Below are 11,403 nucleotides of genomic sequence, written 5' to 3'. Positions count from 1 at the left end.
GCCCGGGTGCTCAGTAGGACTTCGGCAGACCCAGCGAATGCTGGGCGACGAAGTTCAGGATCATCTCCCGGCTCACCGGGGCGATGCGGGCGATCCGCGCGGCGCCGAGCATGGCCGACAGACCGTATTCGGAGGTGAGCCCGGAACCGCCGTGGGTCTGGATGGCCTGGTCGAGCGCCTTGATACTGGCTTCGGCGGCGGCGTATTTGGCCATGTTCGCGGCCTCCGCGGCGCCCATCTCGTCACCGGCGTCGTAGAGGGTGGCGGCCTTGAGCATCATCAGCCGGGCCAGTTCCAGTTCGATCTTCACCTGCGCCAGCGGATGCGAGATGCCCTGGTGCGCACCGATGGGGGTCTTCCAGACAGTGCGCTCCTTGGCGTAGTCCACCGCGCGGTCGAGGGCGTAGCGGCCGACGCCGACGGCCATCGCGGCACCCATGATGCGTTCCGGATTCAGGCCCGCGAACAGCTGCATGAGGGCGGCGTCCTCCTTGCCGACCAGCGCCGTGGACGGTAGCCGGACATCGTCGAGGAACAGGGTGAACTGGTGGTCCGGTTCGATGATGTCCATTTCCTGCGGGGTCTTCTCGAACCCGGGAGCGTCGGTGGGGACGATGAACAGCGCCGGTTTCAGCTTGCCGGTCTTGTGGTCCTCGGTGCGCGCCACGATCAGCACGGCCTCGGCCTGGTCGACCCCGGAGATGAAGATCTTGCGGCCGGTGAGCAGCCAGTCGTCACCGTCGCGACGGGCGGTGGTGGTGATCTGGTGCGAATTGGAGCCGGCATCGGGTTCGGTGATACCGAAAACCATCTTGGCCGAGCCGTCGGAGAGTTTCGGCAGCCATTCCGACCTCTGCGCATCGGTGCCGTATTTGGTGATGATGGTGCCGCAGATGGCGGGCGAGACCACCATGAGCAACAGACCCGCGCCCTGAGCCGACAGTTCCTCCATCACCAGCGCGAGCTCGTACATACCGGCGCCGCCGCCCCCGTATTCCTCGGGCAGGTTGACGCCGAGGAATCCGAGCTTGCCGGCCTCGGCCCACAGTTCGTCCAGCGGTTCGTTCTTCCGCGCCCGGGGCAGCACATAGTCGCGATAGTTGTATTTGGCGGCGAGCGCGGCGACGGCGGCGCGCAGCTCTTTGCGTTCGTCGGATTCGATGAAGCTCATTGCCTTCTCCTGATTTCAGCGCTGTTCGGGGGCATCGGTGGCGGGATCCACCACGGCGAGTACGGCTCCGACCTCCACCTGCCGGCCGACCTCGACATTGACGGCACTGAGCACGCCGTCGGCGGGTGCGGCGACGGTGTGCTCCATCTTCATGGCCTCCAGCCACAGAATCGGCTGCCCCGCGGTGACCGTACTGCCGACCTCGGCACCCAGCCGGATGACGGTGCCCGGCATCGGTGCCAGCAGCGATCCGGTGGCGACCTGGTCGGCGGGATCGGTGAACCGCGGGAGCCGGGTCAGCGCGACGGGCCCGAGGGCGGAATCGACACAGACGAGCTCGCCGTAACGGGCGACGGCGAAACCACGCCGCACCGGGCCGTGCGGGCCGGGAACCGCCAGCACCACCCCGTCGGGCGCGGCCGAGATCAGCTCCAGTCCGTCCATTCCGGCCACCTCGACCCCGGAGCGGGTGAAGCGGTAGCCGATCTCGTGGACACCGCTGACACGGCTCTCATAGGACTTGTGCTGGGACTGCGAGGGCAGATTGCGCCAGCCGCTGGGCGCGCCGGCCACCACCGTGGCCCCGGCCCGGTTGGCGGCGGCATCGGCGAGCGCCGCCGCGACCACGGCCAGTTCCTCGTCCGTCCCGCTGACCAGCGGCGCGGCCAGCTCGTCCAGGCCGTGGGTGGCGAAGAAGGCGGTATCGGTGTCCCCGGCCAGGAAGGCCGGATGGCGCAACACCCGGACCAGCAGGTCGCGGTTGGTCACCAGACCGTGGATTCGGGCCCGGTGCAGCGCCCCGGCCAGCAGCCGGGCGGCCTCGTCGCGGGTGCGGCCGTAGGAGATGACCTTGGCCAGCATGGGGTCGTAGTGCACGCCGACCACGGACCCGTCGAGCACGCCGGAATCCAGCCGGACGCCGGGCCGGTCGAGCAGATCGAATTCGGCGGTCACCGAGGGGATATCGATATGGTGCACGGTGCCGCTCTGCGGCTGCCAGTCCTGCGCCGGATCCTCGGCATAGAGCCGGACCTCGATCGAATGACCGCGCATGGCGGGTGGCTCGGGGTCGAGATGACCCCCCTGAGCGACCTCCAGCTGGATTCGCACCAGATCGAGACCGGTCGTGCACTCGGTGACCGGATGCTCGACCTGCAGGCGGGTGTTCATCTCCAGGAAGAAGAACTCGCCGGTCTCGTCGGCCAGGAATTCGACCGTACCGGCGCCGGTGTAACCGATGGCGGCAGCGGCCTGCCGGGCCGCCTCGAACAGCCGGTCGCGCATTCCGCCGGGGACCACCCGGCCACCGGACCCGGCCGCGGCGCCGTCGCGCAGGCCTTCGGCGTCGATCCGCTCCACCAGTGGTGAGGGCGCCTCCTCGACGACTTTCTGGTGCCGCCGCTGAATCGAGCATTCCCGCTCGCCGACGGCCCAGATGGTGCCGTGGGTATCGGCCATCACCTGCACTTCGATATGGCGACCGGTCTCCAGATAACGCTCGCAGAAGACGGTGGGGTCGCCGAAGGCGGATTCGGCCTCGCGCCGCGCGCCCTCCAACTGTCCGGGCAGTTCGGCCAGCGCCCGCACGACCCGCATACCGCGGCCGCCGCCACCGGCGGAGGCCTTGATGAGAACCGGCAACTGATCCTCGGTGACCTCGCCGGGGTCGAGTTCGGCCAGGACCGGTACCCCGGCGGCGTCCATCATCTTCTTGGCCGCGACCTTGGACCCCATCTCCTCGATCGCGGCCGCGGGCGGCCCGATCCACACCAGCCCGGCGGCTTCGACGGCGCGCGCGAATTCGGCGTTCTCGGAGAGGAATCCGTAACCGGGGTGCACGGCATCGGCACCGGTCGCCTGGGCGGCGGCGATGATCAGGTCGGCGCGCAGATAGGTTTCGGCGGGGGTGTTCCCGGGCAGCCGGACCGCCGCGTCCGCCTCGGCGATATGCGGTGAATCCGCGTCCGCGTCGGAATAGACGGCGACCGCGCCCAAGCCCATCCGGCGGCAGGTCGCGAAGACGCGACGCGCGATCTCCCCGCGATTGGCGACCAGGACGCTGGTGATGGGTTGTTGTGAATTCGTCACGTCCGGCCTCACATTCGGAAGACGCCGAAGGATTCGGCGCCCTGGACAGGGGCAGTGTGGATGGCCGACAGCGCCATCCCCAGCACCGTGCGGGTATCGCGCGGGTCGATGACACCGTCGTCGAAGAGCCGGCCGGACATGAACATGGCCAGCGATTCGGCCTCGATCTGCGCTTCCACCATGGCGCGCATCCCGGCGTCGGCCTCCTCGTCGAAGGCCTGCCCGCGCGCTTCGGCGGCGGCCCGGCCGACGATGGAGATCACCCCGGCCAGTTGCGCCCCGCCCATCACCGCGGATTTCGCACTGGGCCAGGCGAAGACGAAACGCGGGTCGTAGGCGCGGCCGCACATTCCGTAGTGCCCGGCGCCGTAGGATGAACCCATCAGTACCGAGATATGCGGCACCTTGGAATTGGATACCGCGTTGATCATCATCGCGCCGTGTTTGATGATGCCCTTCTGCTCGTATTCCTTGCCGACCATATAGCCGGTGGTGTTGTGCAGGAACAGCAGCGGCGTATTCGTCTTGTTGGCGAGCTGGATGAACTGGGTGGCCTTCTGCGATTCCTCGGAGAACAGCACACCGCGCGCGTTGGCGAGGATACCGACGGGATACCCGTGCAGGTCGGCCCAGCCGGTCACCAGGCTCGACCCGTAGAGCGGTTTGAACTCGTCGAAATCGGAGCCGTCGACGATCCGGGCGATCACCTCGCGCGGATCGAACGGGATCTTGAGGTCCGGCGGGACGATACCCAGCAGGTCCTCGGGGTCGTACAGCGGTTCGAGCACCGCGGGACGCGGCCGCGGACCCTGCTTGGTCCAGTTGAGCCGTTTGACGATACGGCGCCCGATCCGGATGGCGTCCTGTTCGTCGAGCGCGTAGTAGTCGGCCAGGCCCGACACGCGGGCGTGCATATCCGCGCCGCCGAGGGATTCGTCGTCGGATTCCTCGCCGGTGGCCATCTTCACCAGCGGCGGTCCGCCGAGGAACACCTTGGAACGTTCCTTGATCATCACCACGTGATCGGACATTCCGGGGATATAGGCGCCGCCCGCGGTGGAGTTGCCGAAGACCAGGGCGATGGTGGGGATACCGGCCGCCGACGCCTGGGTGAGGTCGCGGAACATCCGCCCGCCCGGGACGAAGACCTCCTTCTGCGTGGGCAGATCGGCACCGCCGGATTCCACCAGCGAGATCACCGGCAGCCGGTTCTCACGGATGATGTCGTTGATCCGCAGTGTTTTGCGCAGCGTCCACGGGTTGGAGGTGCCGCCGCGCACGGTGGGGTCGGGGGCGACGATCATGCACTCCACGCCCTCGACCACGCCGATCCCGGCGACCGTGCTCGCCCCGACCTGGAATTCGCTGCCCCAGGCCGCGAGCGGGCACAGTTCCAGGAACGGGGAGTCCTCGTCGATGAGCAGTTCGATACGTTCGCGGGCGGTCAGTTTGCCGCGTTTGCGGTGCCGGGCCAGTTTCTCCGGGCCGCCGCCCGCGACGACCTTCTCGAACTCGACCGCGACCTCGGCGAGCTTTTCCGTCATGGCCTCGGCGGCCGCGGTGTATTCCGCGCCGGTGGTGTCGAGGGTGCTGCGCAGCGTCGTCATGATTGATACCCCAGTCGTTTCGCGGCCAGGCCGGTGAGGATTTCGGTGGTGCCACCGCCGATTCCCAGGATCCGCATATCGCGGTACTGGCGTTCGACCTCGGATTCCCGCATATAGCCGAGTCCGCCGAAGAGTTGCACCGCCTGATTCGCCACCCACTCACCGGATTCGACGGCGGTGTTCTTGGCGAAGCAGACCTCGGCGATCAGATCGGTTTCCCCGGCGGCCGCCCGCGCGGCGATATCGCGGGTGTAGACGCGGGCGATATCGACCCGGCGCGCCATCTCGGTGACGGTGTTCTGCACGGCCTGCCGGCCGATGAGCGGCCGGCCGAAGGTCTCCCGGGAGCGCACCCAGTCCAGGGTGAGGTCCAGGCAGCGTTGCGCGCTCGAATACGCCTGTACCGCGAGGCCGACGCGTTCGCTGACGAACGCCGAGGCGATCTGCAGGAATCCGGAGTTCTCCGGCCCCACCAGGTTCGAGACCGGTACCCGGACGTCCTGATAGGACAGTTCGGCGGTATCGGAAGCGCGCCAGCCCATCTTGTCCAGTTTCCGGCCGACCGTGAAACCGGGCGCGCCCTTCTCGACCACCAGCAGCGAGACACCCGAGGCGCCGGGGCCGCCGGTACGGACGGCGGTGACCACGAAATCGGCGCGGCAGCCGGAGGTGATGTAGGTCTTGGCGCCGTTGACGATGTAGTGGTCGCCGTCGCGGCGGGCGGTGGTGGTCAGATGGCCGACATCGGAACCGCCACCGGGCTCGGTGATGGCCAGCGAGCCGATCTTCTCCCCGGCCAGAGTCGGTTTCACCCAGCGTTCGATCTGGTCGGGGTCGCCCGCGCCGATGAGATGCGGAACGGCGATACCGCAGGTGAACAGGGAGGCGAACACACCCCCGGAGACGCCCGCGTAGTGCAGTTCCTCGCAGACGATCGCGCCGTCGATACCGTCGCCGCCGGCGCCGCCCGCGGCCTCGGGGAACTGGATGCCCAGCAGTCCGAGCGCACCGGCCTTCTTGTGCAGTTCGCGCGGGATCTCCCCGTCGCGTTCCCAGTCGTCGAGGTGCGGCAGGATCTCGCGTTCGGCGAACGCGCGGACGGTGGCGCGCAGTTCGCGGCGCTCCGGGGTGTTCCAGACAGTGCTCAAGACAGCAGCTCCAACGGTATGTCGAGATAACGGGACCGCAGCCATTCGCCGAGCCCCTTCGCCTGCGGATCGAACCGGGCCTGATAGGCCACGCCCGCACCCAGCAGACCGGTGACCAGGAAATTCAGCGCCCGCAGATTCGGCAGTACATGCCGCGTGACCTCCAGCGAGGCGGTCTCGGGCAGCAGTTCACGCAACCGCTCGACCGTGAGTTCGTGTACGAGCCAACGCCATTGGTCGTCGGTGCGCACCCAGACCCCGATATTCGCGTCACCGCCCTTGTCGCCGCTGCGCGCCAGCGCGATCGTGCCGAGCGGCACCCGTTTGGTCGCGGTGAACGAAAGAGGCTCGGGAAGAACGGGTTCCGGCACGGGGGCCAGTTCGCGGGTCTCCGAGGGCCCACCCACCAGCACCTGGCAGCCGGCCGGGCGGTGCGCCACATGCGGGACCTCGGCGATATCGACGTATCCCGGCCGGTAGACACCGTAGGGGGATCCGTTGCCGGGCGGGGCGGTGAAACTGCAGCCCGGGTAACTGGCCAGAGCGAGTTCCACCGCGACCCCGGAGAACGCCCGGCCCACCTTGTTCGGGTCGGGATCGCGGACCACACAGCGCAGCAGCGCGCTGGCCTGTTCCTCGGTATCGGCGTCCGGGCGGTCCAGCCGCACCAGAGTCCAGTCCAGCTCGGCCGGGCGCTGGGGCAGCCAGGCCTCCAGCTGCCGCCGCGCCAGCGCGGCCTTCTCCTCGATATCGAGACCGGTGAGGATGAACTCCATCTCGTTGCGGAAGCCACCGAGGGTGTTCAGCGAGACCTTCACCGTGGGCGGCGGCGGCTCGCCCTCGACGCCCCGGATCGCCACCCGGTCCGGGCCGTCGGCCGCGAGTTCGACCGTATCGAGCCGGGCGGTGACATCGGGCCCGGCATAGCGCGCACCCTGGATCTCGTACATGAGCTGGGCAGCCACCGTGTCCACGGTGACGGCGCCGCCGGTCCCCGGATGTTTGGTGATGACGCTGCTGCCGTCGGCGCGGATCTCCGCGATCGGGAATCCGGGCCGGCCGAGATCGGGGAGCTCGGTGAAGAACGCGTAGTTGCCGCCGGTGGCCTGGGTACCGCATTCGATCACATGCCCGGCCACCACCGCTGCGGCCAGCCGGTCGTAATCGGAACGCGCCCAGCCGAAATGGGCGGCGGCCGGGCCGACCACCACCGAGGCGTCGGTGACCCGGCCGGTGATCACCACATCCGAGCCCGCGGCCAGGCATTCGGCGATACCCCAGGCGCCGAGGTAGGCGTTGGCGGTGAGCGGCGACCCCAGGCCGAGTTCGGCCGCCCGGCCGGTGAGGTCGTCACCGTCCACGTACCCGACCGCGATATCGAGCCCGAGGCGGGCGGCGAGTTCGCGAACCTTCTCCGCCAGCCCGGCCGGGTTCACCCCGCCGGCGTTGCTGACGATCTGGACATCGCGTTCCAACGCCAGACCGAGGCAGTCCTCCAGCTGGCGCAGGAAGGTCTTGGCGTACCCGAGACCGGAATCCTTCATTCGGTCGCGACCCAGGATCAGCATGGTGAGTTCGGCGAGATAGTCGCCGGTGAGCACGTCGAGATGCCCGCCCTCGAGCATTTCGCGCATGGCGCCGAACCGGTCGCCGTAGAACCCGGAGCAGTTACCGATGCGGATCAGGTCCGGATCGGCGGCCAGAGCACTCATCAGCGGTTGTGCCTCCTACCGTGGCGGCGGGCGGGACGGTGCGTGCCCGCGGCGGATGAGTTCAGCATCACAGGCGGTCGAGAAAAAAGCAAGCACGCGTGCTTGTTAACTGACGAGACGCCGACCCGGACCACCGTCACCGGGCTCGACCAGGCAAAATGTCCCACCGTGTCCACCGATGTCGCTGTCGTCCTGCTGTTCACCCTCGCCGGTTTCCTCATCGGCGGCGCCTACACCACCTGGAAGACCACCCGCCCGCTGGCAATCGCGCTCGGCGTTGCCGCGGCCCTCGCGGCGGCGGCCGCGGTGCTCTGGCTGCTGTAGCCGGTGGCCCCGAGCGGCAGTAGCCCGTAACCTTTTTCACAATCCGGATTTCGCTGCGAGGTTTCCCGCGTGCGTGCGCGGGGCACTATGCCTTCGGAGACCCAGCGCCGGCGATCCGGCCGACCACGGCCGACCGCCTGCCCTGGACCCGATGGAGACGCGCCGGCCCTGCCCATCTGCGCCGGGCAGGGCCGGCGCACCCCTCCTAGCTCCCGGGCGTGATTCCCAGCATGAGATCGAGCAGGTGGTCCACCAGCGTCACCGCCGTCTCCGCGGTGTACTGACCGGGCAGCATTCCCTGCGCGAGCCCCCCGATGGCGGCCAGGATCAGCTCGGCGTTCAGATCCACGGTTTCGGATGAGCCGTTGCGTTCGAGCTGCTGCGCGACGATGGTCACCAATGCCCGGGGCGCGGCGAGCGTCTCCTCGGCGCTGATACCCCGGCCCGCGATCGCGGCGGTATTGAATGCCCCCAGAACGACCGCCTCCTCCCGGCGCGCGTCGTCGAGCGGGAGCAATTCGGTGAGTACCGCCCGGATGAACTCCCGGGGACCGGCACCCGGCGGCAGCTCGGCCATCCGCTTGGCGAAACGAGCCCCGGCGTCCTCCATGACCGACCGATGGGTCGCCAGCAGGAACTCCCGCTTGGTGCCGAAGTAGTACTGCACCAGTCGCACCGACAATCCGGCCTCGGCCGCCACCGTCTGGAAGGTCACCGATTCCAGTCCGCCCGCGACGATCACCCGGCGGGTGGCATCGGTGATCTCCCGCCGCCGTACTTCGTGATCGACCAACCGTGGCACGAGCTCCGCCACCTTCCTTTCCCGTCCGGCCCCGACGACTGGATGGTATACCCATACCAATTATATGGTATGTTCATATCACCAACGGCGAGAGGGAGATGATGCCGAAAACGGGGAGATTCACCAGCGACGACGCGAAAGCCGCGCACCGGCGGGCCTACGACGCCCTGGCCGCGCGCTGGCCGGTCCCGTCGACCACCTTCGATGTGGAAACGTCATTCGGGACAACGCATGTGCGCAGGTCCGGGGCGGGCGAGGGGGCACCGATCCTGTTGCTGCCCGGTATCGCGGGAAACGGGACGGTCTGGCACCGGTTCATCGAGGATTTCGCCCGCGACCGCGTGGTCTACACCCCGGATGTCATCGGATGGCCGGGACGCTGCGTACAGACCGAACCGCTGCGCGACGGCGCCGATATCGCGCGCTGGGTTGCGGAGATGCTGGACGGGCTCGGTGTGGCACGGGTTCATCTGGCCGGGAACTCACTCGGGACCTGGCTGGCGGCCATGGTCGCGGTGCACCGGGGCGAACGGCTGGCGAGTCTCACCATGTTCGAACCGGGCGGCGCCACCTTCACCAAACCCAGCGCGAGCCTGCTGTTCAAATTCGTACTCATGGGTATGCGGCCGACTCCGGAGCGGATGCGGAAGTTCAACCAGTGGCTCACACCCCGCGCCGAACTCGACGCCGAGGAACTCGCCATGGCCGCGGCGGCGGCGAAATTCCGGCCCGGGATGCCCTGGGACCGCATGCTCACCGATGAGCAGATGACCGCGCTGACCGCGCCGCTGCTGGTGCTCTACGGCGCGGACACGGTGGTCAGCGATCCCGTGGCCGGGGCCGAGCGAATCCGGAAGTTCATTCCTACGGCGGAAGTGCAGACCTATCCGGGCGTCGGACACGACCTGCTCTGGGCCAACCCCGAACAGGTGATCCCCCGCTTCCTCGACTTCATCGACAGTCACGACCAAGTGCGCGCCTGAGCGCGCAAGCGGCGATCAACGCGGCCGTCGACCCATCGGTGGCCGGCATCCGCGGGCAGTACCCGGCACCGAGGCAGGTCAGGTGCCCAGTAGGGCGGCCTTCAGGTCGCGGGCGGCCGCTTCCGGGTCGGTGGCGGCGGTGATCGCGCGCACCACCACGATGCGTTCGGCGCCCGCGGCCACGACCTCCGGCAGGGACGCGCCGTCGATGCCGCCGATGGCGAACCAGGGCCGGGCCGGCTGCGCGGCGGCCGTACTACGGACCAGTTCCAGACCGGCGGGGTCGCGGCCGGGTTTGGTGGGTGTCGCCCAGACCGGGCCGGTGCAGAAGTAGTCGATGTTCTCGTCGGCGGCGGCCAGCCGGGCCTGCTCCGGGTCATGGGTGGACTGTCCGATCACCACCTCGGCGCCGAGGATGCGGCGCGCGTACCACGGGGGTAGATCCTGTTGTCCCAGGTGAAGCACATCGGCGTTGGCGGCCAGCGCGATATCGGCGCGGTCGTTGACCGCGAGCAACGCGCCGTGGCGGCGGGTGGCGGCCTTCAGTTCGGCGAGTGCGGCGAGTTCACCCTTCGCCTCGAGCGGGCCGAACCGCTGTTCGCCCGCCGAGCCCTTGTCACGGAGCTGGATGATGTCGACGCCGCCGGCCAATGCGGCGTCCGCGAACTCGGCGAGGTCACCTTTCTCACGCCGGGCGTCGGTGCACAGGTAGAGCCTGGCGGTCGCGAGTCGGTCGCGCGGTGGCAGCGTTCGGCGAGCGGAGGACTGTTGCACAACTGCCACGGTAGCCGCGCTAACGTGGAGATGTCGCAAGAGGTAGAGGCCGCGGTACGTAGAGCGCCGCGGTACGTAGAGCGCAGTGCGAACATCCGCGCGCACGACCCGGGTCCGGTGGCGGCGCCGCGCCGGCGAGATCGTGCGCGAGCAGTCCCGGAGGAGGTGGCGTGATGACCGTGCGCGATCCCGGTGCACCATCCGTCGCCGTCGTGGGCGGTGGTGTCATCGGATTGGCGGTGGCCTGGCGGGCCGCGGCCTCCGGCCAGCCGGTGACCCTGTTCGATCCGGCCGTGGGCTCGGGCGCGTCGTGGGTGGCCGGCGGCATGCTGGCGCCGCTCTCGGAGGGCTGGCCGGGTGAGGACGAGGTGCTCGCCTTCGGCGCGGCGGCATTGGCGAGCTGGCCCGGATTCGCGCGGCGGCTCGCGGAGGCCACCGGCGTGGATGTCTTCGTCGCCACCGAAACGCTGACCGTCGCCCAGGACACCGCCGATGCCGCGGACCTGCGCACCGTGGCCGACTGGGTCGGGGAACGCGGGCACGACCTGCGAGTACTTGACCGGGCCGGGGTGCGGGCGCTGGAACCCGGACTCGCCCGCGGTATCCGGGCCGGGCTGCTCGCCGCCGCCGAACCCGCGATCGACAACCGCCGCCTGGTCACCGCGTTGCGCAAGGCCGTCGCGGAGGCCGGGGTCGTGCTCGACCCCACCTCGGTCCGCGACCTCGACGCGCTGCCCCAGGACCGCATCGTGCTGGCCGCGGGCGCGGCCTCGGCGAAACTGTGGCCCGGCCTG

10 protein-coding genes are annotated in these 11,403 nt (G+C 69.1%); 3 read left to right on the top strand and 7 right to left on the bottom strand.

Annotated elements, in window-relative coordinates; translation table 11 throughout:
• Positions 1-10 precede the first annotated feature (10 nt).
• Genes ACWDU1_RS21530 through ACWDU1_RS21510 form a run of 5 tightly spaced genes read right to left on the bottom strand, consistent with a single transcriptional unit; the run spans position 11 to position 7,726 of the window.
• Complete coding sequence (locus tag ACWDU1_RS21530; RefSeq protein ID WP_450000930.1) at positions 11-1,171, bottom strand: acyl-CoA dehydrogenase family protein; 1,161 nt, start codon at positions 1,169-1,171, stop codon at positions 11-13.
• A gap of 15 nt (positions 1,172-1,186) precedes the next feature.
• Positions 1,187-3,259, bottom strand: coding sequence for an acetyl/propionyl/methylcrotonyl-CoA carboxylase subunit alpha (locus tag ACWDU1_RS21525; protein WP_450000929.1), 2,073 nt, complete (start codon positions 3,257-3,259; stop codon positions 1,187-1,189).
• 8 nt (positions 3,260-3,267) lie between these two features.
• Entirely contained in the window at positions 3,268-4,866 is a 1,599-nt protein-coding gene (locus ACWDU1_RS21520; RefSeq protein ID WP_450000928.1) for an acyl-CoA carboxylase subunit beta, read from the bottom strand.
• Positions 4,863-6,014, bottom strand: a complete 1,152-nt coding sequence (locus ACWDU1_RS21515) for an acyl-CoA dehydrogenase family protein (protein ID WP_450000927.1) — start codon at positions 6,012-6,014, stop codon at positions 4,863-4,865. Before ACWDU1_RS21515 ends, ACWDU1_RS21520 begins: the two co-directional genes overlap by 4 nt.
• On the bottom strand, positions 6,011-7,726 hold the full coding sequence (locus ACWDU1_RS21510; RefSeq protein ID WP_450000925.1) for an acyclic terpene utilization AtuA family protein: 1,716 nt from the start codon (positions 7,724-7,726) through the stop codon (positions 6,011-6,013). The genes ACWDU1_RS21515 and ACWDU1_RS21510 overlap by 4 nt, the downstream gene beginning before the upstream one ends.
• 168 nt (positions 7,727-7,894) lie before the next feature.
• Between ACWDU1_RS21510 and ACWDU1_RS21505 the strand changes: the two genes are divergently transcribed.
• Positions 7,895-8,050 carry a hypothetical protein gene (locus ACWDU1_RS21505; RefSeq protein ID WP_450000924.1) on the top strand — a complete coding sequence of 52 codons (156 nt, stop codon included), beginning with the start codon at positions 7,895-7,897 and terminating at the stop codon, positions 8,048-8,050.
• 205 nt (positions 8,051-8,255) lie between these two features.
• Here the strand turns inward: ACWDU1_RS21505 and ACWDU1_RS21500 are convergent, their stop codons facing one another.
• A complete protein-coding gene (locus ACWDU1_RS21500; RefSeq protein WP_450000922.1) occupies positions 8,256-8,852 on the bottom strand; it encodes a TetR/AcrR family transcriptional regulator in 597 nt (198 codons plus the stop codon).
• A 98-nt stretch (positions 8,853-8,950) separates the two neighbouring features.
• On the opposite strand from ACWDU1_RS21500, the gene ACWDU1_RS21495 reads away from it, so the two are divergent.
• Complete coding sequence (locus ACWDU1_RS21495) at positions 8,951-9,835, top strand: alpha/beta fold hydrolase (RefSeq protein WP_450000921.1); 885 nt, start codon at positions 8,951-8,953, stop codon at positions 9,833-9,835.
• 78 nt (positions 9,836-9,913) lie between these two features.
• On the opposite strand, the gene thiE is transcribed toward ACWDU1_RS21495, so the two are convergent.
• Positions 9,914-10,609 carry a thiamine phosphate synthase gene (thiE, locus tag ACWDU1_RS21490; protein ID WP_450000919.1) on the bottom strand — a complete coding sequence of 232 codons (696 nt, stop codon included), beginning with the start codon at positions 10,607-10,609 and terminating at the stop codon, positions 9,914-9,916.
• Positions 10,610-10,782: 173 nt separating this feature from the next.
• Between thiE and ACWDU1_RS21485 the strand changes: the two genes are divergently transcribed.
• Positions 10,783-11,403 (top strand): FAD-dependent oxidoreductase (locus ACWDU1_RS21485; RefSeq protein WP_450000917.1); only part of this gene is annotated, 621 nt, incomplete at its 3' end.

The organism is Nocardia sp. NPDC003345 (assembly GCF_053589395.1).
Note: the sequence above shows the minus strand (reverse complement) of the source record. Positions and strands in the feature narration are given on the sequence as shown.

Excerpts from the sequence above, each read along its gene's own strand:
- ACWDU1_RS21530 (WP_450000930.1), bottom strand. The coding sequence starts at position 1,171 with ATGAGCTTCATCGAATCCGACGAACGCAAAGAGCTGCGCGCCGCCGTC.
- ACWDU1_RS21520 (WP_450000928.1), bottom strand. The coding sequence starts at position 4,866 with ATGACGACGCTGCGCAGCACCCTCGACACCACCGGCGCGGAATACACC.
- ACWDU1_RS21510 (WP_450000925.1), bottom strand. The coding sequence starts at position 7,726 with ATGAGTGCTCTGGCCGCCGATCCGGACCTGATCCGCATCGGTAACTGC.
- ACWDU1_RS21495 (WP_450000921.1), top strand. The coding sequence starts at position 8,951 with ATGATGCCGAAAACGGGGAGATTCACCAGCGACGACGCGAAAGCCGCG.